Consider the following 25,292-nt stretch of genomic DNA (forward strand, 5'->3'; position numbering starts at 1 on the left):
GCGATGAGCTTAATTAACAAGATGCTGCAAGACCTGGACGCGCGCGGCAGCCAGCCAGGCGCGGGCGCGGTCTCGCCCGAGATCCGCACCGTGCTGGCGCCGGAGCGCGCTTTTCCGCGCGGGCGCACGGCGCTGCTCGGCGCTGTCGTGGTGTTGCTGGGCGCGGGTGCCTACCTCGCCTGGAACGTGCAGCAGTCGGCCGCGATCGTGGCCTTGCCGGTCGAACCGCAGCCTGCGGTAGCGGTTGCCGAGCCACTGGTTCCTGCTGCTGCTGCTGCCGCTGCTGCTTCTTCTGTTACTGCTGCCGCTGTTACTGCTGCTGTTACTGCTGCGCCAGCAGCGCCGCCGCCAGCGCCGCAAGCGCTGCCGGAAGCAGTCGCGCCGGCACCCGAGGCAGCGCCGCCCGAGCCGGTCAAGCCGGCACCCGCCCGCCAGCGCGCGCCGGTGCAGCCCGTGTCCGCGCGCGCCGAGGTCCCCGCCAGGGTGGCTGGGGCACGCGTGGAAACCACCTCGCAAAGCGCGGAGAACAGCTACCGCCGCGCGCTCGCCAGCCTGGAGCAGGGCCGCGTCACCGAAGCCATCTCACAGTTGCAAAACGCGCTGCGCGCCGACCCGCGCCACGACGCTGCGCGCCAGACCCTGGTGAGCCTGCTGATCGAGGCCAGGCGTCCGGACGAAGCAGCGCAGCAGTTGCAGGCGGCCTTGGCGCTCGATCCGCGCCAGCCGGCGCTGGCGATGCTGCTGGCGCGGCTGCAGATCGAGAAGGGTGGCCCCGGCATCGAGACCTTGCAGCGCAGCTTGCCGTACGCCGCCGGCAATGGCGACTACCATGCCTTGCTGGCTGGCGCGCTGCAGCGCGAACAGCGCCACCGCGAGGCGGCCGAGCATTACCAGGCGGCGCTGCGCAGCGCGCCGCACAACGGCGTGTGGTGGATGGGGTTGGGAATGTCGCTGCAGGCGCAGGATCGGCCGGCCGAGGCGGCGGTGGCATATGCCAAGGCCCGTGCCAGCGGAACCTTGTCTGCGCAATTGCAGGCGTTCGTCGATGACAGGCTCAAGGGGCTGGCCTGGTAGTGCGGCGCCGCCGTTACAGCCGCGCCAGGCGCTCGAGCGCGCTGGCCAGCGTAGCGTCCTGCTTCGCAAAGCAAAATCGCACCACCCCCGATTCGGTCGGCTGGCTGTAAAAGGCCGACACCGGGATCGCGGCCACCTTGGCCTCGGCAGTCAGCCACGCCGCGAATTGCGCGTCGGGCAGATTCGAGATGGCGCCATAGCGCACGCACTGGAAATAGGTTCCGTCGCAGGGTAGCAGTTCGAAGCGCGAGTTGGCCAGGCCAGTGCGGAACAGGTCGCGCTTGCGCTGGTAAAAGGCGGGCAACCCAAGGTAGGGGCGGGGGTCGGCCATGTAGGCGGCGATCCCATGCTGCATCGGCGTGTTCACCGTGAATACGTTGTACTGGTGAACCTTGCGAAACTCGTCCATCAGGGCGGCGGGCGCGGCGACATAGCCGACTTTCCAGCCGGTGACGTGATAGGTCTTGCCGAAGCTCGAAATCACAAACGCGCGTTCGGCCAGTCTCGGCTCGCTCGCCACCGACGCATGCTGCTCGCCGTCGAACACCATGTGCTCGTACACTTCGTCGGACAAAATCAATATGCCGGTGCCGTCGACGATGCGCGCCAGCGCTTCCAGGTCGGCGCTGCGCAAGATAGCGCCAGTCGGGTTGTGCGGCGAGTTGATCACCACCATGCGCGTGCGCGGGCCGACCGCGGCGGCCACCGCCGCCCACGGCACGCTGTAGCCGGCGGCGCCGATCTGCATCGCCACCGGCACCGCCACGCCGCCCGCCAGGGCGATCGCCGGCAGATAACAGTCGTAGGCCGGTTCGATGACGATGACTTCGTCGCCCGGATGCACGCTGGCCAGAATCGCGCTCTGGATCGCCTGCGAGGCACCGGTGGTGACCGTGATCTCGCTCGCCACGTCATAGCGGCGGCCGTACAGGGCCGCGATCTTGGCGGCGATGGCGGCGCGCAGCGCCGGCACGCCGGCCATCATCGGATACTGGTTATGCCCCGCGCGCATCGCCTCGCTGACCAGCCCGACCAGCGCCGGGTCGCAGTCAAAGTCGGGGAAGCCCTGGCCCAGGTTGACGGCCTGGTGCTCGGCGGCGAGCTGGGACATGCGGGTAAATACCGTGGTGCCGACCGCGGGCAGGCGTGATTGGAGTACCGGTGTGGTCATGGGCGAAGTGGCAGGTGAACGATGCCGCTATTCTAGCGCGGCGGCCCGGGCCTTGAGCCAGGCTTCGGGCAGCAGGATCGTGAACATGCCATCACGCACCGTGCGCCGGTTCAGCTTGAGCAAGGCCCTGTCCTTGGTGATCAAGGCAGCGGCGCCGGCGTCGCGCGCCAGTTCCAAAAATTTCTGGTCGTCGCGATCGGTGCATACCGGCAGCCGCACTTGCCTGGCGTCGGGCGCGACCACTTTGAGCAGGGCATCGAAGCGGGCCGCGGCTTGGGCGCGCGTGGTCTCGTCCAGCGGCAAGTGAGGATAGCGCAGCACCGCCAGGTATTCGTCGCGGCAGTCGGCGCGCGTGACGGCTACCACTTCGCCGGCTTCCAGCGCCAGCAGGAGTGCGTGCCAGCGCGGGTCGCGAAACACGAACAGGTCGAGCAGCACATTGGTGTCGATGACGATGGGTTTGCTGGGAACGGGTATCATGGCGGAAATATTTTCTCTGAATTCACTGCGTAAAGCTGTTTGAAACAATGCTGATAGTCCTGTCGCCCGCCAAATCCCTCGATCTCGATACGCCACCCACCACCCGCAAGCATTCGCTGCCTGAGTTCATCGGGCAGGCCAGCGAACTGGTCGACGTGCTGCGGGCCTGTTCGCCCGCCGCGATCGCCGAACTGATGGACCTGTCCGACAATCTATCCATGCTCAACGTCGCGCGCTATGCGCACTGGAGCGAAGACCACGCCAAGGCGCGCCAGGCCATCATGTCGTTTGATGGCGACGTGTATGGCGGCCTCGACGCGCGCAGTCTCGCCGCACGAGAAATCGACTATGTCCAGCGCCACCTGCGCATCCTGTCGGGCCTGTATGGTGTATTGCGCCCACTCGACCGCATGCATCCCTACCGGCTGGAGATGGGCACGCGCCTGGCGAATCTGCGCGGCGCCAACCTGTATGCCTTCTGGGGCGACACTGTAAGCGATGCACTGAACCGGCAGATCGTGGAGACGAAGGCGAAAGTGCTGCTCAACCTGGCCTCGGAAGAATACTTCAAGTCGGTCAAGCCCAAGCTGTTGAAGGCGCCAGTCATCACGCCGGTGTTCGAGGACTGGAAGAACGGCCGGTACAAGATCATCTCGTTCTTCGCCAAGCGCGCGCGCGGACTGATGGCGCGCTATGCGGCGCAGCACGCGATCAAGGACCCGGAGCGGCTCAAGGGTTTCGACCTGGATGGCTATGCCTTCGATGCCGCGGCATCAGGCGAGCGCAACTGGGTATTCCGGCGCAGGCAGGTCGAATAGGACGGTGCAGCGCGGCAGAGGCTTGCCGCGCCGCGCCATTACAGCGCGTCTTTCGGGGAAGGCTTGGGGCCGGACTTGGACCAGAATCTCCACCATGGCGCGTCGCCGGTTGCATTCGGGTTGAGGAAGCGGCTGTTGGGATAGTTCGCCACAAACACGCGCTGGGCGTCGTCGCGCAACACCGGCATGCCGAGCTTGTCGTAGGCGCGGATCATGAGAAACAGTGCTTCCTCGCGCGCCGGCGCGTCGCTGTAGTCCTTCACCGCAGCCTGGGCCCGGTTGAGCGAGGCGAGGAAGGCGCCGCGGCGGTAGTAATAATTCGCCACGTGCACTTCGTACTGCGCCATCGCATTGACCAGGTAGCTCATGCGCGCAACGGCATCCGGCGTATACTGGCTGTTCGGGAACTTGTCGACCAGGGCCTTGAAGGCGGCAAAGGCTTCACGCGTAGCGCGCGGGTCGCGCTCGGTCGGGTCTTGAGAATAAATAAAGCTCAGGAAACCCAGCTGGTCATTGAAGTTGATCAGGCCACGCAGGTAATACATGTAGTCGACCTGCGGATGGTTCGGATGCAGCTTGATGAAGCGCTCGACCGCGGCCAGGGCCTCGGCCTGGTCCTGGGCCTTGAAATGGGCGTAGGCGATTTCCATCTGCGCCTGCGCGGCATAGGTGCCGAACGGATAGTTAGATTCCAGGCGCTCGAACAGCTTGATTGCCGATTCATAGTGGCCGCCATTCATTTCATCGCGCGCCTCAGCGTATAATTTCTCCGCTGACCATTTTTTGGTTTCATCGGACCGTTCGGGCAACATACTGCACGCGGACAGGCCGACCAGGGCGCAAGCGGCGACCAACACAGACAATTTTTTTTGCATAGCTCTTTGCAAGAAAGTTTTACCTAGATTCAACGAACGGCTGATTATAGCCGATGGGACTCACGTGATATTAACTCCTGCGCCGAATTCGGCGGAAATGCCTTTTGACCCTGACCTGGAGACGCTCCTCGACGATGACCTCGAGGGCGGGCTCGAGCTCGCCCCGCAAGGCATCGACGCCTCGCCGATCACCCTGCACCTGACGCCGGAGGTGTGTGGCCAGCGGCTCGACAAGGTGATCGCCGGCCTGGTGCCGCAATTCTCGCGCGCCAGGCTGCAGCTGTGGTTCGAGGCTGGCTTCGTCAAGGTCGACGGCAAGCCGGCGCGCGGCAAGGACACTGCCTATGGCGACGAACTGGTCGTGATCGAGCCGCAAGCCGCGCCCGAAGACACCGCCTTTACGCCAGAAGCGATGACGCTCGACATCGTCTACGAAGATCACGATATCCTGGTGGTCAACAAGCCGGCCGGGCTGGTCGTGCACCCGGGCGCGGGCAACTGGTCGGGCACATTGCTCAACGGCCTGTTGCACCATGCGCCGCAACTGGTGGGTGTGCCACGCGCAGGCATCGTGCACCGCCTGGACAAGGACACCAGCGGCCTGATGGTGGTCGGCAAGACCCTGGCCGCGCAGACCGACCTGGTGCGCCAGCTGCAGGCACGCACGGTCAAGCGCGAATACTTTGCGCTGGTCTGGGGCACGCCGAAACTGCGCGGCACCATCGACGCCGGCATGGGGCGCCATCCGAAAGACCGGATCAAGATGGCGGTGTCGTCGAGCCCGTTCTCCAAGCCGGCGATCACGCACTACAAGCTGGTATCGACCGGCAACCTGGACCGCCGTCCGGTGTCGCTGGTGCGCTGCAACCTGGAAACCGGCCGCACGCACCAGATCCGGGTGCACATGCAGCACCTCGGCTTTGCACTGGTGGGCGACTCGACCTACGGCAAGCAGCACCTGGTGCCGGTCTTCCATCGCCAGGCGCTGCAGGCGCGCCGCCTCGGCCTGGTACACCCGGCTACCGGCGAGCCTTGCGAATGGACGGTGCCGCTGGCGCCCGACTTCGCCGAGCTGATCGCCACGGCCGGGATTCCGGAGCCGGGCGACCTCAACGCCGACGACCAACAATGATGGTGGACCTGGCGCGCGCGGACCTGGTCTGGCCGGATTGGCCCGACCTGCCGGCGTCGGTGGGCGCGCTGGCCACCGGTCGCAGCGGTGGCGTCAGCGTCGGCCCCTATGGCGATGGCCAGGGCGGGGGCGGCCTGAACTTGGGCTTGCACTGCGGCGACGACCCGCAAGCGGTGCGCGTCAACCGCGAGCGGCTGCAGGCGTGGCTGCCGGGCAGGCCGGCCTGGATCGCGCAGGTGCATGGCGCCGACGTGGTCGATGCCGCCACGGTAGGCCCGGACCAGCCGGTGCGTAGCGGCGACGCCAGCATCGCGGCGCAGCCCGGCCTGGTGTGCACGGTGATGACGGCCGATTGCCTGCCGGTGCTGTTCGCCGACCTGGAAGGCAAGGTGGTGGGCGCAGCGCACGCCGGCTGGCGCGGGCTGGCCGCCGGCGTGCTGGGCGCGACCGTGCGCGCGATGCGACTGGCCGGCGCCGGCGAGATCACAGCCTGGCTGGGTCCGGCGATCGGGCCCACGGCTTTCGAGGTGGGCGAGGATGTGCGCGCCGCCTTCGCCGCGGCGCTGCCCGGCGCGGCAACCTTGGCCGCGTTCGCTCCAAAATCTGACCAACCGGCAAAATTTTTGGCGGACATGGGCGCCCTGGCGCGTCTGATGCTCGCGCAAGATGGCATTACCCGCATCCACGGCGGCGGCCTGTGCACGGCCACCGCGCCGGAGCGCTTTTATTCCTACCGCCGCGACGGCGTCACCGGACGCCAGGCCAGTTTGATCTGGATTAAATAACTTGGATCGGGCTGGGCGATAATCTTGAGCCGCGTTCAGCCGCCGTCCGGAGCGGACGCCGAAGCCTCAGCCTTGGCGCGCGCTTCGGCTGCGGCCTGGGCTGCACGCCGCGCACGCCGCCGTTTTGACCCCGTGAGATAAAAAACAAGGGATAATGGCAGCGCGCAATAGAACAGGAAAGTCATCAACGCATGGACGATGCTCGGTTCGGTCGCTGCCATCAGCACGACGACATAGATCCAGGCCACGGCGACTATCCACATATTGCTTCCTCATTGACGTATTACGCTGATTCTACCAACGGACGCTCACATGAACATGCCTGACCCCCAAGCTTTTGCCGCAACCTGGATGTCGCAGTTCGCCGACCCGACGCTCTGGCAGGGCTGGATGACGGCGCCACAGGCCATGGCGCCCATGGCGCCGGCGCTGGGCGGCGCCAATCCGCTGGCCGCCATCCTGAAGGACGCCGGGGCCGGTATTCCGGCCGACAAGCTCGAAGCGATTCGCCTGGATTACCTCAAGCAAGCCGGCCAATTGTGGCAAGATTTTGTCGTTGGCAAACGGCCTGCGCTGCAGGACAAGCGCTTCTCGGCCCCCGAATGGCAGGATAATCCGCTGTCGGCATTCTCGGCTGCTTCCTACCTGCTGAACTCGCAGTTCATGCTGGCCCTGGCCGACGCAGTCGATGCCGCCCCGCGTGAGCGCCAGAAGATCCGCTTCGCGGCGCAGCAGCTGGTCGATGCCATGTCGCCTGCCAACTTCTTTGCCACGAATCCAGAAGCCCAAAAGAAATTGATCGAGACCAAGGGCGAAAGCCTGGCCAAGGGCTTGAGCAATATGCTGGCCGACATGCAGAAGGGCCGCATTTCGCAGACCGACGAATCGGCCTTCGAGGTCGGCCGCAATGTCGGCAACTCGGCCGGCCAGGTGGTGTTCGAGAACGAATTGTTCCAGCTGATCCAGTACACCCCGACGACCCCCACCGTGAAAGCGGTGCCGCTGTTGATGATTCCGCCGTGCATCAACAAGTTCTACATCCTCGACCTGCAGCCGGAAAATTCGCTGGTGCGCTACGTGGTGGAGCAGGGCAATACCGTGTTCATGGTGTCGTGGCGCAATCCCGACAGCTCGATGGGCAATACGACCTGGGACGACTTCGTCGAGACTGGCGCAATCAAGGCGATCGAGGTGGTGCGCGAGATCACCGGCCAGGAAAAGACCCATGTGTTCGGCTTTTGCGTCGGCGGCACCATCGCCGCCACCGCGCTGGCGGTGCTGGCGGCGCGCGGCCAGCAGCCCGCGGCCAGCGTCTCGCTGCTGACCACGCTGCTCGACTTCAGCGATACCGGCGTGCTCGAGGTGTTTGTCGACGAAACCCAGGTGGCGCAGCGCGAGCAGAAACTGGCCAAGGGCGGCCTGATGCCGGGCCGTGACCTGGCTACCACCTTCTCGGCCCTGCGCCCGAACGACCTGGTGTGGAACTACGTGCAGCAGAACTACCTGAAAGGCAAGGAGCCGCCGGCCTTCGATTTGCTGTACTGGAATGCCGACAGCACCAATCTGCCGGGTCCGATGTTCTGCTGGTACCTGCGCAACACCTATCTCGAGAACAAGCTGCGGGTGCCGGGCGCGCTTACGGTCTGCGGCGTGCCGGTCGACCTGGGCGCGATCGAGGCGCCCGTGTTCCTGTACGGTTCGAAAGAAGATCACATCGTGCCATGGGAGGCAGCATTTGCCTCGATGGAACTGCTCAATCCGAAGAACCCCAAGGCCAACCGCTACGTGCTGGGCGCCTCGGGTCATATCGCCGGTGTGATCAATCCGGCCTCGAAGGGCAAGCGCAGCTATTGGGTGAACGAGAAGGGCGGCAAGGGCCGGCCCAAGACGGCGGCGGCCTGGATGGCTGGTGCGACCGAGCACAAAGGGAGCTGGTGGCCGGAGTGGGCCAAGTTCCTGGCGCAGCATGGCGGAGCCGAGGTGGCGCCACCTGAGGTGGCAGGCAACGAGCGCTACCAGCCGACCGAGCCGGCGCCGGGGCGCTATGTCAAGGCGCGCGCGGACTGATCGCGCACAAGACAGCTGCCCCGTTGGCAAAACATCCACGACCGTGAGCAGTCTAATAATTGCTGCACCTGCGCGCGGGCCGTGGTATCGTTAGGTTCTACTCGTCCCGCAGGGCAACATCTTGCCCTGCGGCTGACACCAATCCAGTTTTTTGGGCACCAGTCAAAAAAAATAGCGCGCGGTATTGCTACTGCAGCGCACAACGAAGAGACATGAGATGAGCAGTACGAAAAAGAGTGCAGAACGCCTGATCAAGAAGTATCCGAATCGCCGGCTCTACGATACCCAGACCAGTTCCTACATCACCCTGACGGACGTAAAGCAGCTGGTACTTGATGCCGATGAGTTCACCGTGGTCGATGCCAAGAGCAATGAAGACCTGACCCGCGCGATCTTGCTCCAGATTATCCTGGAAGAAGAAGCCAACGGCGCGCCGATGTTTTCGAGCGTCGTGCTGTCGCAAATCATCCGCTACTACGGCCATGCCATGCAGGGCATGATGGGTTCTTACCTCGAGAAGAACGTACAGGCTTTCACCGACATCCAGAACAAGTTCACCAGCAGCGCCGCCGGCGCCGTCGAGGGCAAGCCCTTCAGCCCGGAAATGTGGACCCAGTTCATGAACGTCCAGGGCCCGATGATGCAGGGCATGATGAACAGCTATATCGACCAGTCGAAGAACCTGTTCATCCAGATGCAGGAACAGATGCAAAACCAGAGCAAGGCCATGTTCGGCGCCTTCCCGTTCCCCGGCATCGTGCCGCCGCCGACCGACAAGACCTGATTCTGTGAAACTGGCCGGGCCGCGCTGTGTTGCGCAGGCCCGCGAAACCTCCCGGCCCGTTCCCTTCGGTTACCTGCTTCGGGTACAATCGCGGATTGCCCAGAATGTTTGCAACCGCCCATGACTGAACTCCGCCGTAATCCGATCCTCGATTCCGCCAGCGCCAATGCGGCTGCCGTATTCGCTCCCGCCACCGATGCGACGCTCGTGATCCCGAGTCCGGCCGCCGGCGTTGTGGCGCCGAAGGTCGGCTTCGTCTCGCTTGGCTGCCCGAAGGCGCTGGTCGATTCCGAGCAGATTCTGACCCAGCTGCGCGCCGAAGGTTACCAGACCGCCAATTCCTATGACGGCGCCGACCTGGTGATCGTCAATACCTGCGGCTTCATCGACGCCGCGGTGCAGGAGTCGCTCGATGCGATCGGCGAAGCGCTGGCCGAAAACGGCCGGGTCATCGTCACTGGCTGCCTGGGCGCAAAGAAGGATGCGGCGGGCGACGACATCATCACCAAGGTGCACCCCAAGGTGCTGGCCGTGACCGGCCCGCATGCCATGGCCGAGGTGATGGAATCGGTCCATCTGCACCTGCCCAAGCCCCAACACAACCCCTTCCTCGACCTGGTGCCCGATCACGGCGTCAAGCTGACCCCGAAGCACTACGCCTACCTGAAGATTTCCGAAGGCTGCAACCACCGCTGCAGCTTCTGCATCATCCCGTCGATGCGCGGCGACCTGGTCTCGCGCCCGATCCACGAGGTGCTGCAGGAAGCCGAAAACCTGTTCAAGGCGGGCGTCAAGGAACTGCTGGTGATCTCGCAAGACACCAGCGCCTACGGCGTGGACGTCAAGTTCCGCCTGGGATTCTGGAAAGGCCGCCCGATCAAGACCCACATGACCCAGTTGGCGGAAGCGCTGGGCCAGATGGCGCGCGAGCATGGCGCCTGGGTGCGCATGCACTATGTGTATCCCTACCCGCACGTGGACCAGGTGATTCCGCTGATGGCCGACGGTCACCTGCTGCCTTATCTCGACATTCCGATGCAGCATGCGCACCCGGATGTCCTCAAGCGCATGAAGCGCCCGGCCAGCGGCGAGAAAAACCTCGACCGCATCCTTGCCTGGCGCAAGATGAATCCGGACCTGACCATCCGTTCGACCTTCATTGCCGGCTTCCCGGGCGAGACCGAAGAAGAATTCGAATACCTGCTGGCCTTCCTGCGCGAAGCGCAGATCGATCGCCTTGGCTGCTTCGCCTATTCGCCGGTCGAGGGCGCAACCGCCAACGCACTGGACAACCCGGTGCCGGAAGCGGTACGCGAAGAGCGCCGCGCCCGTGTAATGCTGCTGCAGGAAGAAATCTCGCTGGCGCGCATGCAGGCCAAGGTCGGCCGTACCATGCGCGTGCTGGTGGACGAAGTCGGTGCGCGCGAGGCGATCGCCCGTTCCGCCGCGGATGCCCCGGAAATCGACGGCGTGGTCCACATCAAGCGCTCGCTCACTCCGGGCAAGGCCAAGCCGACGGTGGGGCAGTTCATCGACGTCGTGATCACCAGGGCCGATGCCCACGACCTGTGGGCCAGCGTCGCCTGAACCATCCTTGACACCCAGCCGCGGGGGCGCAGTCACATGAAGAAAAAGTCGGTCCAGACCTGCCTGATCCATAGCGACTACACCCCGCCCGGCGGATTTGGCGCATTCTCGCCGGGCATCCATCACGCCTCGACCGTGCTGTTCGAGAACGTGGCTGCGATGAGGTCGAGCCAGTGGAAAGACAAGAGCGGCTATACGTACGGCCTGCATGGCACCCCGACCACGTTCACGCTCGAAGCGCGGCTGGCCGCGATCGAGGGCGGTAGCCACTGCCTGCTGGCGCCGTCGGGACTGGCGGCGATCGCGATGATCGACTTCGCGCTGCTCAAGAGCGGCGACGATGTGCTGTTGCCGGATAACGTCTATAACCCGAACCGCGAACTCGGACGCTGGCTGTCGCAAGACTTCGGCGTCACGGCGCGTTTCTACGACCCGATGATCGGGGACGGCATCGCGCAGTTGTTCCAGCCGAACACGAAACTGGTCTGGGCCGAGGCGCCCGGTTCGGTGTCGATGGAAGTGGCAGACCTGCCCGCAATCTGCCGCGCCGCCAAAGCGCACGGCGTGCTGGTCGCGCTGGACAATACCTGGGCCGCCGGCCTTGCCCTGCGTGGCTTCGACGTCGGCGCCGATATCGTCATGCACGCACTGACCAAGTACCAGTCGGGCGGGGCCGACCTCTTGATGGGCGCGGTGATCACGCGCGAGCGCGCGCTCAATGACCGGCTGGCGCAGGCGCACATGCGCCTTGGCTACGGCGTCGGCGCCGACGATGCCTGGCTGGTCATGCGCGGGCTGCCGACCATGAAGCTGCGGTTCGAGGCGCATGACGCCTCCGCGCGCCGCGTCGCGGCCTGGCTCAAGGCGCGTCCGGAAATTGCCAAGGTGCTGCATCCGGCGTTCGAAGACTGCCCGGGACACGCCACCTGGAAGCGCGACTTCAGCGGCGCCGGCGGGCTGTTCTCGGTGGTGTTCGACGCGCGCTACACGCAAGCGCAGATCGACGCCTTCGTGGACGCACTGGCGCTGTTCGGCATCGGCTATAGCTGGGGCGGGCCGAATAGCCTGGTGATGCCCTACAGCATGAAAGCCATGCGCAGCCGCTGGGACGATGCCGGGCTGCTGGTACGACTGAACATCGGGCTCGAAGACAGCGGCGAGCTCATCGCCGACCTGGAGCAGGCGCTCGCCAGGCTCGCCTGAGCGCTTGCCCCTGCCAGCCTAGGGTCAAGGCCGGCCCTGATTGAATCAGCCCGGCATCGGCTTGTTGTTGTTCAGGTCCAGGAAGCCGCGGATGATGCGATAGGCCATCCACAGCCAGGCCAGACCCCAGATCAGCATGGCCACCGGGATCCCGATCAGGGTGACCCAGACAATACCGCCGGCAACCATCCAGACCAGATACCACCAGAACGACCTGATCATCCAGCTATGGTGCGAATAGACGATGGTTCCCTGCGTATCCGGGCGCTTGATGTAATTGACGATCAGGACCAGGATCGACAGCGTTCCGACCGAGAAGAAGAAGGTCAGTGCATGCACGATGTACAGGATGCGCGCAAACTGCTTGGCATCCTCGGCGTTGCGATCTAGTACAAGCTGTTGAGACATGGCGTTCTCCAATGAGGTAAGGGGGGTGAGACGACGAACCCGCCAACGGGCAGGCTGCCCTGTTGCTTTAATGATAACCTATCCGCGCTAAACGTGGGATAGATGCGTGCCGACCCAGGCGACGATGGCGCGGGCATCCATGGCGCCGGGCTGGCGCGCGATCTCGCTGCCGCCACGAAACAGCGCGATGGTCGGAAGACTGCGGATCGCAAAGCGCGCCGCCAGCTCCTGGTTCTGTTCAGTGTCCACTTTCAGCAGCCGCACCGAGGGCTCGAGCTGGGCGGCCGCGCTGGCAAAGTGTGGCGCCATCATCTTGCATGGCCCGCACCAGGCGGCCCAGAAGTCGACCAGTACCGGCAGGTCGTTGCGCGCGATATGTTTGGCAAAGCGGGTGCCGTCGACCTCGAACGGCTTGCCCGAGAACAGCGCCGTGCCGCACTTGCCGCACACCGGCGCGTCGCGCAGCCTGGCCTGCGCCAGGCGGTTGACGGCATCGCAATGCGGGCAGACGACATGGATCGGGTCGGTCATCGGAAACTCCTTTTGTGGTGATGGCACAATTGTAAGCCGATCGTGACCGGCGCGCCGGCCGCTACGCCCAGGGGGCCAGAACCTGGCACCTGAGTCCAGCGCTGGGCGTGCATGCCACTGATGTAAAATTGGGAATGGTTCCCAGACCCGAGCTCAACTTTCGACCCGTGACAGCATGAGCAATTCCCTGACTCCAGCGCCGTTCCCGATTCGCACCGAGTGCCCACCTGGCGCCTGTGTCTGCGACCGCGGCCGTGTGCTGGCCGACCCCGAGGCCGACCAGCGTCCGCTGGCCCTGACCCGTTTGCAGGAGCAAAAACTGGTCGAGCGCATCGAGCGCATCGACAGCTACGCAGACCTGCGCCATGTGCAGGCCCTGATCCTGAAGAACCTGGGCGCCGAACTGCGCATCGAGCCGGGCCCGAATGAGGTACGCACGGTGCGCGGCATCATTGTCGTGCTCGAGGACCGTCCGGGGCTGTGCAAGAAGACGCGCCAGAATGTCCCGGCGGCGGTGCGGCGCTGCCTGAACGCGCGGCCCGAAATCGCGTATGCAGTACTCGACGCGCACGACCTGTTCGGCGCGCGCGGTTGAGCGCATCGTAGTCCGGCCGGAGCAGCGCGTTTCGTCGCGCTCAGCGGCGGTAATGGAAAGGGTAGCGCGTCCCGATGTGGCCGCCCCAGCCGCGGTGGTGTCTCCAGCCGTGGTGGTGTCCCCATCCACGGCCAAAATTGAAGCCAAGGCCGATCGACACCGGCGGATAAACATAGCGCGGCCGGTACACGGGCTCCGGCACCACCGTCCACGGCGAGCCATAGATGGGCGCGGCGCCATACACGGGCTGCTGGACGTAGACCGGCTGCTGGACGTAGACCGGGGCGTTGCGATAGGTGACAGTATTGGTGGCACCCGACTGGGCGGCACGGGCGCCGGTGCCAAGTGGCACTGGTGTAACCGACACAACGCGCCATCCGTTCGGATCGGCAGGCTGTTGATAGGCACGGCTGCCGTAGGGCCCGGCTCCCGGCGCGGCGCATCCGGCCAGCACGGCCAGCGATGCGCTAAGAATGACGAGTTGTCTCATGGCGGCTCTCCTGGTGCCTCCATCATAGAAAACATCCCGCTTGGGCGGCGCCCGGTATTACAGCTTGTTACATTGGGCGCGGTAATGGCTGCCCCGCGCCAATGCCATGCGCAGCGGCATCAGCGCAGCAGGGCCGCCAGTTGCTCGAGTGGCACGGCGTTGGCCATCGTCTGATAGCCCAGGTCGTTCGGATGGAGCCAGTCGCGGCTGTTGAAAATGGTGTTCAAGCGTGCGGGGGAGGCCGGATCGCGCAGGATCAGGTCCCAGTCGAGTACCAGGTCGAAATCGTCCGATGAGCGCAGCCAGCTGTTCACGCCCAGGCGCACCGCTTCGCGCGCCGGGGTGTAGTAGACGAAGCCCTCCATCGGCGGCATGGTCGCTACGACCACGGCAATGCCGCGCGCATGGGCGCGGGCAATCAGCTGGCGCAGGCCGGCGACCAGGTCGTCGACCCGTACCAGGCTGGCGCCAGAACTGTAGACGATATCGTTAATTCCAATGAGCACGATCATCGCCCGCACCCCGGCGGTGGCGAGCACGTCGCGGTCGAAGCGTTCCAGTACTTCGCGCCCGGGCAGCAGGACGTTCGGGTCGTCCGCCAGCAGGCGGTTGCCGGCAATGCCGCGATTGACCATGCCGATCCGTCCCGACATGCCCAGCTCTGCCTGAAGGCGGCGCGCCAGGTAGTCCGGCCAGCGCCGGTTCAGGTTAATGGAGCTGCCCTGGCCGTCGGTGATGGAATCGCCGATCGCGACAATGGTTGGCGCGCCCCCATCGACATCGACTTCGGTAAGGAAAGGCCAGGAGGCGATGGTGCGCGCCACGGTAAACGTGCTGCTGGCGGCGAAGTTGCCGGGATGGGACACATAATTGGCTTGCCAGGCGTCGCGGTGGATCGTGGTGCCGCTAGCAGTGCCCGGAAAATACAGGCTGACCGCCAGGTCGGCAAAGGGCGCAATCTGGAACGACACCGGGTCGGACAGCACCGGCGCACCGGCCGTGATGGTGACGGTGCTGCGCCCGCCAAAGCTCAGCGGGTGGTTCGACCCGGCTACCACGGCCGCGCCGCTGCTACGCAGGCCGACCTGGGCAGCGCCGATGGTCAGCGGGGCGCTGCCCATCTCGTTCGACAGCCGGATCCGCACCCTGTTGCCGCCCACGCTGGCGCGCACGATCAGGCGCAGGGTTTGCCCGCTGAAGCTCATGGTGCTCGACGATGGCGGCGGCCCGGCCGGCGCGCAGCCCCAGGTTGCGCACCAGCCGTCCGAGCGCCACGCTTGCGCCGATGCGAGCGAGGGGTGCAGTGCCAGCGCACCGGCCAACGCAGGCAAGCCGAGCAGCACGCGGCGTCGCTGGGGATCGGGCGCGGCCGCGCCGTGGCAGCCCAGCTGGCTGGCCTCGGCAGTGGGCGAGACGTGGACGGCCGTAATGGTCATGGCTGGCTCCTGTCGATGGGGCGCGCCCATGGCGCGGTGGCCAACCAGCTTAGCCTAGCCGCGCGCGCCATCCAATCGTGCGTGGCACATGGTTTGCGCTGCGTCTGAATGCTTGCTGGGCGAACACCGACATGTCCGTTTCGTGTTGCCTGCGCCAGGGTGCGCAGGCGAGCCGTCAGGCAAGCACGGTCAGCAGGCCATCAAGGCCGGAGAAATTTAGCGCCACGCCGGCCTGCGCGCGCACCACTGGCTTGGCGCGGAAGGCTACCGACAAGCCGGCGATGCCCATCATCCTGAGGTCGTTCGCGCCATCGCCCATGACGATCGCCTGGCGCGCGTCGATGCCCAGCTCGGCGCAGATTTTTTGCACGGTACGCATTTTTTCTTCCGCATCGACGATGCCCCCGATCACGCGGCCAGTCAGCCTGCCGTTGGCGATCTCGAGCACGTTGGCGTGGGCCGCATCGAGCGAGAGCCGCTGCTTCAGGCGGTCGGTAAAGAAAGTGAAGCCGCCCGAGACCAGCAGGGTCTTGAGGCCGGCCGCCCGCACCGCGTCGAGCATAGCCTCGCCGCCCGGCGAGATGCGCAGGCGCTCGTCATACACGCGCTGCAGAGCCGCGGCGTCGAGCCCTGCCAGCAGCGCCACGCGGCGCTCCAGGCTCTCCGAAAAATCGAGTTCGCCGCGCATCGCCGCTTCGGTGATTTCGGACACCTGCGGCTTGAGCCCCTGCATGTCGGCGATCTCGTCGATGCATTCGATGGTGATCAGGGTCGAGTCCATGTCCATCGCCACCAGGCGAAAATCGGCCAGCGAGCGGCCCGCCTCGATGAAACAGGCATCCACCCCGGCCTCGAAGGCGGCGGCGTCGATGCGCGCCTTCAGGTCCGCGCTAAACGACAGGTCCTCGCAGCGCAGGGCGTGCGCGTGCAGCGGCACGACGCGCGCGGCCCCCGCTAGCGTAGCGAGACGTTCGAGTGTATCGGGCGCGGCCTGCGGTCCCTGCAGCACCAGGTTCATGGTCATGGAAAACTCGCGAATGAAGCCGGCGATCAAGCCAGCAGTTGTTTAATGGTCAGTTTCAGCTGCGTCACGCGCGCGGCCAGGTCGGGCATGCTGGCGGTGATGCGCAGCTTGTCCTGGCCGGCCAGCTTGATGTGGCGGTTCTTCTGGATCAGGGTAATGATGCGGACCGGATCGATCGGCGGCTTCTGCATGAACTGCAGGCTGGCCGCTTCGCCATGCGCGTCGATCTTGATGATGCCGACCGTTTTGGCCGCGATGCGCAGGCGGTGGGTTTCGATCAGGGCTTTTACCGGCTCCGGCAGCTTGCCGAAGCGGTCGATCAGCTCTTCTTGCATGCCGTCGACCTGGTCCTGGGTCGCGCAGTTCGCAAGGCGCTTGTAGATCGACAGGCGTTCGTGCACGTCGCCGCAGTAGCTCGCTGGCAGCAGGGCCGGCACGTGCAGGTTGATCTCGGTCGTACTCGACAGCGGCGCGGCCAGGTCGGGCTCCTTGCCGGCCTTGAGCGAGCGCACCGCTTCGCTGAGCATGTCCGAGTACAGCTGGAAGCCGATCTCGAGCATCTCGCCGGACTGGTTATCGCCAAGCACCTCGCCGGCGCCGCGGATCTCGAGGTCGTGCATGGCCAGGTAGAACCCGCTGCCCAGTTCTTCCATTGCCTGGATCGCGTCCAGGCGGCGCTGCGCCTGTTTGGTCAGGGTCATGACGTCGCTCACCAGCAGGTAGGCATAGGCCTGGTGGTGCGAGCGCCCGACGCGCCCGCGCAGCTGGTGCAGCTGGGCCAGGCCGAAGCGGTCGGCGCGGTGCATGATGATGGTGTTCGCGGTCGGCACGTCGATGCCGGTCTCGATGATGGTCGTGCACAGCAAAATGTTATAACGCTGCGCCACGAAGTCGCGCATCACCTTTTCCAGGTCGCGTTCGTGCATCTGGCCGTGGGCCAGGCCGATGCGCGCCTCTGGCAAGAGCTCTTGCAGCGACGCGCGCCGGTTCTCGATGGTCTCGACTTCGTTGTGCAGGAAATAGATCTGGCCGCCGCGCTTGAGTTCTCGCAGGCAGGCTTCGCGGATCACCGAGCCGTCTTCGCTGCGCACGAAGGTCTTGATCGCGAGCCGCTTTTGCGGCGCGGTGGCGATGATCGAGAAATCGCGCAAGCCCTCCAGCGCCATGCCGAGCGTGCGCGGGATCGGGGTGGCGGTCAGGGTCAGCACGTCGACTTCGGCGCGCAGCGCCTTGAGCGCTTCTTTCTGGCGCACGCCGAAGCGGTGTTCCTCGTCGATGATGACCAGGCCCAGGCGCGTGAACTTTACGTCTGGCGAGAGCAGCTTGTGGGTGCCGATCACGATGTCGAGCGTGCCGTCGGCCATGCCCTTGATCGCATTCGTGATCTCCTTGCCGGTGCGAAAGCGCGACAGTTCGGCGATGCGTACCGGCCAGTCGGCGAAGCGGTCGGCGAAGGTCTGCGCATGCTGCTCGGCCAGCAGCGTGGTCGGCGCCAGGATCGCAACCTGCTTGCCGCCCATGACGGCAATGAAGGCCGCGCGCAGCGCCACTTCGGTCTTGCCGAAGCCGACGTCGCCGCAGACCAGCCGGTCCATCGGGCGGCCCGAGGTCATGTCCTTGATCACGTTGTGGATCGCTTCGAGCTGGTCCGGGGTCTCGTCGAAACCGAAGCTGGCGGCGAAGTTCTCGTAATCGAGATTGGAATATTCAAAGGCATGGCCCTGGCGCGCGGCGCGCCGGGCGTACAGGTTGAGCAGTTCGGCCGCGGTGTCGCGCACCTGCTCGGCGGCCTTGCGCTTGGCCTTGTCCCACCTGTCGGAGCCGAGCGCATGCAGTGGCGCGTCTTCGGGCGTCGTACCCGAGTAGCGCGAAATGACGTGCAGTTGCGACACCGGCACGTACAGCTTGGTGTCCTTGGCGTATTCAAGGTGCAGGAATTCGGTCTCGCCTTCGCCCAGGTCCATGCTGGCCAGGCCCATGTAGCGTCCGATGCCGTGGTTGATGTGCACCACCGGATCGCCGATCTTCAGTTCCGACAGGTCGCGCACCATCGAGGCGACCTCGCTGGTTGCTTCCTGCTTTTTCTTGCCGGCGCGCCGGCCCGATCCCGCATACAGCTCGGTTTCGGTAACGAAGACCAGGCGCCCGGCGCTTTCCTCGTCGAGCTCGAACCCGGCCTGCAGCGGCGCCACCCCCAGCGTTAATTTGGCGCTTGATGCGCGCAAGCCCTCGAAGCCTTCGACCGGCGCCAGTTCCAGTCCGTATTCATGGAAATACTGCTGCAGGGTCTCGCGCCGCCCGGCGGAATCGGCGCAGATCATCACGCGCCCCTCGTTGCGCAGCAGGTAGGCGCGCAGGTTGGCCAAGGGGTCGTCGAGGCGGCGGTTGATCGAAATGTCGGGTACCGGCGCCGACAGTTCCGATGCCGCCGCGGCAGAATCCTTGCCGATGCTCCAGCGGCCATGCGGCTTGGCGCAGGTAAAGAACTGCTCGGCGCTCAGGAACAGTTCGCGCGGCTCCAGGATCGGCCGTTCGCGGTCGCTCTTGAGGAATTTGTAGCGCGATTCGGTATCGACCCAGAAGCGCCCGATGGCGGCGTCGATGTCGCCCACCAGCGCCAGCGACGCATCTTGCGGCAGGTAGTCGAACAGGCTGGCGGTCTGTTCGAAGAACAGCGGCAGGTAGTATTCGATGCCGGCAGAAGCGATGCCGCTACCGATGTCCTTGTAGATCGGCGAGCGCGACGGGTCGCCCTCGAAGCGCTCGCGCCAGCGGCCGCGAAAGCTCGCGCGCGCCGCTTCGTCCATCGGGAATTCGCGGCCCGGCAGCAACCGGACCTCTTTGACCGGGTAGAGCGAACGCTGGGTATCGGCGTCGAAGGTACGGATGGTCTCGATCTCGTCGCCGAACAGGTCGAGCCGGTAAGGCAGCACGGAACCCATCGGGAACAGGTCGATCAGGCCACCGCGCACCGAGTATTCGCCGGGGGACATCACCTGAGATACGTGCGAATAGCCGGCCAGCGTCAGCTGGGCCTTGAGGCGGACCTCGTCGAGCCGCTCGCCCTGGCGGAAAAAGAAGGTGTAGGCCGCCAGGAAGGAGGGTGGCGCCAGCCGCAGCAGGGCGGTGGTGGCCGGCACCAGCAGCACGTCGCACTGGCCGTTGCGGATTTCGTGCAGCGTCGCGAGGCGCTCCGAGACCAGGTCCTGGTGCGGCGAGAACGCATCGTAGGGCAGGGTTTCCCAATCGGGCAGCAGGTAGCAGGCCAGCTTGTCCCCGGCGAACCAGGGAATCTCATCGAGCAGGCGCTGGCCGTCGCTGGCACTGGCCACGATCACGGTCAGCATCTGGCTCCTGGCCTTCAGGGCCAGCGCCGCGGTGGCAAGCGCATAGGCGTCGCTCGAGCCGTGCAGGCTCGGCAAGGCAAAACGGTTTCCTGGTTTGGGCAGGGTTTTGGTGAGATCGAGGGGCATTGAGCGCGCGTGGACGTTTGCAGGAAGTTCGCAAAAAGGTTCGCAAAAAGGGTGGTCCATTATAGACGAAGGCGCCTGTGGCCGCCGGGCGCCGCTGCTGTCTGCGTGTGCCGCGCGCGGCCTAGGGCAGGGCCGGTTGCGGCGCGCCGGGGCGGCGGTTGGCGACCCCGAAAGGCACGTGTACCATCGGAATGGTACCGCCCGGTCCGGACTGCAGGTGGGTCAGCTGGTCGTCGAAGAAGATATGGGGCCGGAAGACCGACAGCACGCGCGCCTTGTCCATCCCGCCCAGGAAAAAGGTTTCGTCGGCCGACACGCCCCAACTGCGCAGCGTGGTGACCACCCGTTCGTGCGACGGGGCGCTGCGCGCGGTAATGATCGCAATGCGCACGATCCGGCGGTAGCTTGGATCGCGTCGCTGCGCCTGGTCTTCCAGGCGCTGCATCATGGCCAGCTTTTGGAACAGGTCAGCCAATGGGCCTGGCTGGTGCGGCCGCGCCATGTGCAATCGTTCGTGCGCATGGAATCCGCTCAGGCCGTCCTGCTTGAAGACGGTTTCCGATTCGTCGTCGGCCAGCACGCCGTCGAAGTCGAAGGCAACGCGCAGCTCGACGTCGTCCTCGTCGTCCGCGATGCGCGAGGGCAGCACCAGCCCGGCCGGATAGTCGATGGCGATGGCGCTTTTCACGTCTTCCTCGTGTGCGCTCAGGAACAGCGAAGCATTAAAGGCCGGCAGGTAGGAGTAGGGCGAGCCACCGTTCATGAAGGCCGCGCGCGAAATATCCAGCCCGTAATGGGCGATCGAGCGCATCACGCGCAGGCCGGTTTCAGGCGAATTGCGCGACAAGAGCACGACTTCGACCGGCGCCTCTTGCGGGAAGCAGCGGTTGATGTTCAGGAAGCGGCGGATGAACGAAAACGCCACGCCCTTGCCCAGGATAAGGTCGAGATTGCGCTCCTGGTAGCCGCGGTAGGCATCGGGGCCCTGGTCGATATACACCTGGTGCGATTCGGACAGGTCGAACAGTGCGCTCGAGGCGACCGCGATGACCAGTTTCTGCTCGATCTGGAAACCCATCAATCGTCCCCGCTGCGAAGTTTATCGAAGATCTGGCGCTGTTCGGCGCCGAGCGTTGCGGCCAGCGCCGCGGCGCCCTCGATGCCATTGTCGACCAGCATGCGCAGCTTGGCGAGGCGGTCGCCCCCGTGCAGCGCCCGGGCCAGCGCCAGGGCGTCCGGCTGACCTGCCTGCATGATTGCCGCCGCCACCGGCGGCGGTAACTCCCACAAGTAGGCGATGCGGGCCGACAGCGTGCGGGCGCTGCCCAGCAGGCCATGGGCAAAAGCGTCCGAGCGTGGCAGTGCACTGGCGCCAGCAACCTGGTCGACCAGGCGGAAGGCCACGATCAGGCCAACGTTCTGCATCAGCCCCGCGAGATAGGCCTCGAACGGGTCGGCGCCGAGCGCGGGCGCCGCCATGCCGGCGGCCAGTGCGCATTGTTCCGACTGGGCCCAGAGTTGCGGCGCGACCTGGCGCGCCAGGCGGCCGGTCTGGGCGCTGATCACGGGGCGAAAGGCCACCCGTGCCAGCAGCATGCGCAGACCGTTCTGGCCCAACAGCATGAGCGCGCCCTCGATCGTGCGTACCGGCGCGGTCGGCCGGTAGTACGGGCTGTTTACTTCGCGGATGACCTCCGCGACCAGGGTTACGTCCTGCGACACCTGGCGCGCCAGGTCGGTGGCCGACACCCCCTCGTCGCGCAGGCTGCGCAAGAGTTGCGGAATCACGGCAGGCACGCGCGGCACCAGCCCGGCCGCAGCTTCCGGCTGGCGCACGAGACGCTCCAGCTCATCGAGTATTAATTGCTCCGGCGCTTCGCCTGCGTGGGAAGCCGCGCCGGCAAGCCAGCGATAGTAGACCAGGTCCAGATCGATGGCAGGTGGCGCCGCATCTGGCTGCGCGCCGGCCTCACCGGTCACGGCCGGCGCGGCCGGCGCGCTCGCGCTGGCTGGCTGTACAGGAGAAGCAGCCTGGCCGGGACGGAACGATCCGCCCAGCCAGCGCGTGAACCAATTTTTCATAAGGGGAGCAAGTAAAGCCAGCGGGCAGGACGATTCTACCTGAGGGGGCGGCGGCGTGGGCAGCCGCGCGCAGATCACCGGGGCAGGCATTGCAGCGGCGCCCACCCGGTTACCCGGGCACACTCAGGCCTGCGCGGCCCGGTGGCTGGCCAGCCAGGCCAGCAAGTCGGGGGCCGCCAGCGGACGGCTGAAGAAATAGCCCTGGCCCTTGCCGCAGCACTGGGCCCGTACCACATCGGCTTGCGACTGGGTTTCGATTCCTTCGGCCACGGTCTTCATGCCCAGGCTCTGCGCTACCTTGACGGTGGCCTCGATCAGTACCCGGTGATGCTCGCTGGTATCGGCCTGGCTGACGAAGGAGCGGTCGATTTTGACAGTGTCGACCGGCAGCAGGTGCAGGCTCGAGAGCGACGAATAACCGGTGCCGAAATCGTCGAGCGCGAGTTCGATGCCGAGGGCCTTGAGCTCATGCAGGCGTTGCTGGATGCCCTGATCCTGGGCAGCCAGGCTTTCTGTTACTTCAAGCTGCAGTTGCCCTGCCGGCATGCCGGTCAGCTCGAGGATGCGGCGCACGTTGTCGATCCAGCCGGGCTGGCCCAGCTGGGCGCGCGACAAATTGACTGCGACCAGGCGCGGCGCGTCCTGGCCCAGGCGCGCGCGCCAGTCCATGAAGTCACGGCAGGAGCGTTCCAGCACGAAGTCGCCCAGCGCGCCAATCAGGCCGCATTCCTCGGCCACCGTGATGAATTCGATCGGCCCCACGACACCGCGCAGCGGGTGGCGCCAGCGCACCAGCGCCTCGACCCCGGCCGAGTAGTCGGTGCCGCCATCGGGCAGCAGGCCGACCACCGGCTGGTAGACGACGAACAGCTGTTCTTCGGCGATGGCCTGGCGCAGCTCGGCCTCGATGCCAGCGCGCTGCGTGGCGCGTTCGCGCATGGTCGACTCGAACACGAGGTGGCGTGCACCGCCGGCCCGTTTGGCCTCGGCCATCGCGATGCTGGCGTCGCGCAGGATTTCATCGGCGTCGCGCGCGCTGTCCTGGCCCCAGGCCAGTCCCAGGCTGGTGCCGCAGACCACTTCGTGTCCCTGCACGCGAAAGGGCAGCGACAGCGAGTCGAGCAGGCGCCCGGCAACGCGCTCGGCATCTTCGCGCGAGCGGATGCCGTCCAGCACGACGACGAATTCGTCGCCGCCGACGCGTGCGGCCAGCTGGCCGCTTCCGCCACGGGTGTCGATGCGGTCGCTCGGAGGTCGCAGGGCGCCACGGATGCGCTCGCCGATCTGCACCAGCAAGGCGTCGCCTGCGGCCTGGCCGAGCGTGTCGTTGATGCGGCGGAAGCGGTCGCAGTTCATGAACAGTACGGCAAAGCTGGCGCCCGACGGTTCTGCGCCCGGAGCGGTGCGTGCGATCAGGCGCTCGAGCTGTTCGCGCACCGCCTCGCGGTTGGGCATGCGAGTGAGCGCATCGGTGCGGGCGGCGCTGCGCAGGCGGCGCGTGAGCGTCTCCTGTTCGCGCTGGACCTCGAGTGTGGCGTCGGCCACCACCGCCATCAAGCGTTCGCCGTCGAGCTTCATGAGGCTGATCGCCAATACCTGGGGGGCGCCCGCTGCAGTCATTTCCGGCGGCAGGGTGGCGCGCAGGCCCTCGCAAATCACGCCGGCGCTATCGGTAAAGTCGCGCGCGAGCTGCGCCAACTGGGGTGCGATCGGCGCCAATACCGCGAACAGGTTGTCCAGGCCGCTGTAGTGTCCATCCGCCGTCGCCAGCGGCATCAACAGGCTCGAGGCCATCGGGTTGAGCATGTCGACGGTGCCGTCGACGCTCAATTGCGCCAGTCCGATCGGAGCCCGGTACAGAAACTGCACCAGGGCTTCGTAGGCTTGGCTAGGGTCAGACTGCAAGACTTCCTCCTTCAGGTTGCGGCAGGTTGGCCGGGTTGGCCGCCAGCGCCGGATGCCAGCGTTCGACCCGATTGCCGCCGGCGCGCGCGGCAGCGCGCAAGGCCTGGTCGGCGCGCCTGAGCAGCGCGTCGATTCCGCCCGGCGCGCCTTCGCCGGGTTCGAAACAGGCGACGCCGGCGCTGACGGTATAGCGGGTCGGACTGCCTTCGACGTCCAGCGCTTGCGAGGCCACCGCGGCGCGCAGGCGCTCGGCCTCCAACACCGCGCGCTTGAGGTCGGTGGACGGCAGCAGCACGGCAAACTGCTCGCCCCCGATGCGCGCCACGAGGTCGACCGCGCGGAAGGTCTCGGACAGGATCGCGGCCAGGTGCTGCAATACCTGATCGGTGCCGGCCTGGCCGTGGCGGTCGTGGATGCCCTCGACGAGGTCGGCGTTAATGCTGATGACGGAGGTGGCGCGCGGCGCTGACTGGCCGCGCGCGAGTTCTACTCCGGCCGCGTCGACAAAGGCGCGGCGCTCGGCCAGGCCGCTCAGGTAGTCGCTGAAAATATCGCCCCGGCGCCGTTCGCTCGCTTCGCGCTTGTCGCTGATGTCGCGCAGGATCAGGCAATAGGCTGGACCGTCGGCCTCGCGCTCCGGCAGCGGGGCGATCAGGGCGCTGCCCCAGAATCTGCTGCCATCGGCGCGCAGGCACTCGCCTTCGTCCAGGCTCCAGCCATCGCCGTCGGCATTGCCCAGGCGCTCAAGCAGGCGCTCGGGCGTCAGCGCGCCGGGCGGATAGAAGATCGAACAGGGTTGCCCCACCGCTTCACTGCCATGACCGGTGACGCGTCCGATACTCGGATTCCATTTGGTGATGGCACCACGAACATCGATTTCAGCCAGCGCGTAATCGGTAATCCCGGTGAGAATGGCATCGCGCCAGGCGTCGTTCTGGCGCAGCTGGCGCTCGCGGCGTACTTGCACGGTGATGTCGTCGATGACCGCCATCAGGCGTTGATCGTCGAGTTTGAGCAAGGTAATCGCCAGGATTTGCGGTGCGTCCTTGGCCGACGGGCCCGGGTTCAGGCGCACGCGCATGCCGTCGCAGATCTTGCCGCTCGGGCGGTCGAAGCTGGCGCACAGGTGCCGCAGCTCCGGTGCGATGCTTTCCAGCGCGGTAAACAGGTTATCGAGCCCGCCGTCACGCGATAGCGGCATCAGCAGCTGGGCCGAAATCGGGTTCATCATGGCGATGACGCCATCGAGGTCGGCCTGCACCAAGCCCACCGGTGCCAGGTAGAGAAATTGAATCAGCGCTTCGTGCTCGGCGCGCAGCTGCGCTGTCTCATCGACCAAGTCGTGTTCCGAACCGTCCAGGTGGGAGCGCAT

General features: G+C 65.8%; 23 protein-coding genes. 9 read left to right on the top strand and 14 right to left on the bottom strand.

All coding sequences use genetic code 11. From position 1 onward, the window contains the following. The first annotated feature begins 3 nt into the window (after nt 1–3). Nucleotides 4–1,074 carry a tetratricopeptide repeat protein gene (locus NRS07_RS10150; RefSeq protein WP_259205950.1) on the top strand — a complete coding sequence of 357 codons (1,071 nt, stop codon included), beginning with the start codon at nt 4–6 and terminating at the stop codon, nt 1,072–1,074. 13 nt (nt 1,075–1,087) lie between these two features. Here the strand turns inward: NRS07_RS10150 and NRS07_RS10155 are convergent, their stop codons facing one another. Both NRS07_RS10155 and NRS07_RS10160 read right to left on the bottom strand, forming a co-directional pair. Continuing rightward, complete coding sequence (locus NRS07_RS10155; RefSeq protein WP_259205952.1) at nt 1,088–2,245, bottom strand: methionine aminotransferase; 1,158 nt, start codon at nt 2,243–2,245, stop codon at nt 1,088–1,090. A 27-nt stretch (nt 2,246–2,272) separates the two neighbouring features. Further along, complete coding sequence (locus NRS07_RS10160; RefSeq protein ID WP_259205953.1) at nt 2,273–2,725, bottom strand: putative toxin-antitoxin system toxin component, PIN family; 453 nt, start codon at nt 2,723–2,725, stop codon at nt 2,273–2,275. A 47-nt stretch (nt 2,726–2,772) separates the two neighbouring features. Between NRS07_RS10160 and yaaA the strand changes: the two genes are divergently transcribed. After that, nucleotides 2,773–3,543, top strand: a complete 771-nt coding sequence (gene yaaA, locus NRS07_RS10165) for a peroxide stress protein YaaA (protein ID WP_259205954.1) — start codon at nt 2,773–2,775, stop codon at nt 3,541–3,543. A gap of 38 nt (nt 3,544–3,581) precedes the next feature. On the opposite strand, the gene NRS07_RS10170 is transcribed toward yaaA, so the two are convergent. After that, nucleotides 3,582–4,418 (bottom strand): outer membrane protein assembly factor BamD, encoded by an 837-nt coding sequence (locus tag NRS07_RS10170; protein ID WP_259205955.1) that lies wholly within the window; start codon nt 4,416–4,418, stop codon nt 3,582–3,584. A 97-nt stretch (nt 4,419–4,515) separates the two neighbouring features. Between NRS07_RS10170 and NRS07_RS10175 the strand changes: the two genes are divergently transcribed. After that, nucleotides 4,516–5,550, top strand: coding sequence for an RluA family pseudouridine synthase (locus NRS07_RS10175; RefSeq protein WP_259205956.1), 1,035 nt, complete (start codon nt 4,516–4,518; stop codon nt 5,548–5,550). Continuing rightward, a complete protein-coding gene (gene pgeF, locus NRS07_RS10180; protein ID WP_373889820.1) occupies nt 5,547–6,335 on the top strand; it encodes a peptidoglycan editing factor PgeF in 789 nt (262 codons plus the stop codon). The genes NRS07_RS10175 and pgeF overlap by 4 nt, the downstream gene beginning before the upstream one ends. 35 nt (nt 6,336–6,370) lie before the next feature. Here the strand turns inward: pgeF and NRS07_RS10185 are convergent, their stop codons facing one another. Further along, nucleotides 6,371–6,583, bottom strand: coding sequence for a hypothetical protein (locus tag NRS07_RS10185; RefSeq protein ID WP_307729884.1), 213 nt, complete (start codon nt 6,581–6,583; stop codon nt 6,371–6,373). Nucleotides 6,584–6,647: 64 nt separating this feature from the next. Here NRS07_RS10185 and phaC point away from each other — a divergent pair, with 64 nt between their 5' ends. The 4 genes from phaC (at nt 6,648) to NRS07_RS10205 (ending at nt 11,976) form a co-directional block, all read left to right on the top strand. Further along, complete coding sequence (gene phaC, locus NRS07_RS10190; RefSeq protein ID WP_259205960.1) at nt 6,648–8,402, top strand: class I poly(R)-hydroxyalkanoic acid synthase; 1,755 nt, start codon at nt 6,648–6,650, stop codon at nt 8,400–8,402. 217 nt (nt 8,403–8,619) lie between these two features. Next, complete coding sequence (gene phaR / locus NRS07_RS10195) at nt 8,620–9,186, top strand: polyhydroxyalkanoate synthesis repressor PhaR (RefSeq protein ID WP_259205962.1); 567 nt, start codon at nt 8,620–8,622, stop codon at nt 9,184–9,186. A 120-nt stretch (nt 9,187–9,306) separates the two neighbouring features. Continuing rightward, nucleotides 9,307–10,773 (top strand): 30S ribosomal protein S12 methylthiotransferase RimO, encoded by a 1,467-nt coding sequence (gene rimO, locus NRS07_RS10200; RefSeq protein ID WP_259205964.1) that lies wholly within the window; start codon nt 9,307–9,309, stop codon nt 10,771–10,773. A gap of 36 nt (nt 10,774–10,809) precedes the next feature. After that, on the top strand, nt 10,810–11,976 hold the full coding sequence (locus NRS07_RS10205; RefSeq protein ID WP_259205967.1) for a cystathionine beta-lyase: 1,167 nt from the start codon (nt 10,810–10,812) through the stop codon (nt 11,974–11,976). Between the two features lie 45 nt (nt 11,977–12,021). Here NRS07_RS10205 and NRS07_RS10210 read toward each other — a convergent pair whose 3' ends face one another. Continuing rightward, nucleotides 12,022–12,384, bottom strand: coding sequence for a hypothetical protein (locus NRS07_RS10210; protein WP_259205971.1), 363 nt, complete (start codon nt 12,382–12,384; stop codon nt 12,022–12,024). A gap of 87 nt (nt 12,385–12,471) precedes the next feature. Next, nucleotides 12,472–12,915 (bottom strand): thioredoxin TrxC, encoded by a 444-nt coding sequence (trxC, locus tag NRS07_RS10215; protein ID WP_259205975.1) that lies wholly within the window; start codon nt 12,913–12,915, stop codon nt 12,472–12,474. A gap of 175 nt (nt 12,916–13,090) precedes the next feature. Between trxC and NRS07_RS10220 the strand changes: the two genes are divergently transcribed. Continuing rightward, nucleotides 13,091–13,510, top strand: a complete 420-nt coding sequence (locus NRS07_RS10220; RefSeq protein ID WP_259205977.1) for a hypothetical protein — start codon at nt 13,091–13,093, stop codon at nt 13,508–13,510. A gap of 40 nt (nt 13,511–13,550) precedes the next feature. Here the strand turns inward: NRS07_RS10220 and NRS07_RS10225 are convergent, their stop codons facing one another. From NRS07_RS10225 to NRS07_RS10260, 8 genes are all read right to left on the bottom strand, one after another. After that, a complete protein-coding gene (locus NRS07_RS10225; RefSeq protein WP_259205981.1) occupies nt 13,551–14,000 on the bottom strand; it encodes a hypothetical protein in 450 nt (149 codons plus the stop codon). Nucleotides 14,001–14,119: 119 nt separating this feature from the next. After that, nucleotides 14,120–15,436: an SGNH/GDSL hydrolase family protein gene (locus tag NRS07_RS10230; protein WP_259205983.1), complete on the bottom strand. Its 1,317-nt coding sequence runs from the start codon at nt 15,434–15,436 to the stop codon at nt 14,120–14,122. Between the two features lie 175 nt (nt 15,437–15,611). Continuing rightward, on the bottom strand, nt 15,612–16,454 hold the full coding sequence (serB, locus tag NRS07_RS10235) for a phosphoserine phosphatase SerB (protein ID WP_259213136.1): 843 nt from the start codon (nt 16,452–16,454) through the stop codon (nt 15,612–15,614). Between the two features lie 32 nt (nt 16,455–16,486). Then, nucleotides 16,487–19,933 (bottom strand): transcription-repair coupling factor, encoded by a 3,447-nt coding sequence (gene mfd, locus NRS07_RS10240; RefSeq protein WP_259205985.1) that lies wholly within the window; start codon nt 19,931–19,933, stop codon nt 16,487–16,489. A gap of 121 nt (nt 19,934–20,054) precedes the next feature. Next, nucleotides 20,055–21,011, bottom strand: a complete 957-nt coding sequence (locus tag NRS07_RS10245; protein WP_259205990.1) for a 5'-nucleotidase — start codon at nt 21,009–21,011, stop codon at nt 20,055–20,057. After that, entirely contained in the window at nt 21,011–22,015 is a 1,005-nt protein-coding gene (locus tag NRS07_RS10250) for an HDOD domain-containing protein (protein WP_259205993.1), read from the bottom strand. Before NRS07_RS10250 ends, NRS07_RS10245 begins: the two co-directional genes overlap by 1 nt. 123 nt (nt 22,016–22,138) lie before the next feature. Next, complete coding sequence (locus tag NRS07_RS10255) at nt 22,139–23,920, bottom strand: bifunctional diguanylate cyclase/phosphodiesterase (protein ID WP_259205995.1); 1,782 nt, start codon at nt 23,918–23,920, stop codon at nt 22,139–22,141. Continuing rightward, complete coding sequence (locus NRS07_RS10260) at nt 23,910–25,292, bottom strand: diguanylate cyclase (RefSeq protein ID WP_259205996.1); 1,383 nt, start codon at nt 25,290–25,292, stop codon at nt 23,910–23,912. Before NRS07_RS10260 ends, NRS07_RS10255 begins: the two co-directional genes overlap by 11 nt.

The organism is Massilia sp. H6 (assembly GCF_024802625.1).
In the GTDB taxonomy this organism is placed as follows: domain Bacteria; phylum Pseudomonadota; class Gammaproteobacteria; order Burkholderiales; family Burkholderiaceae_D; genus Telluria.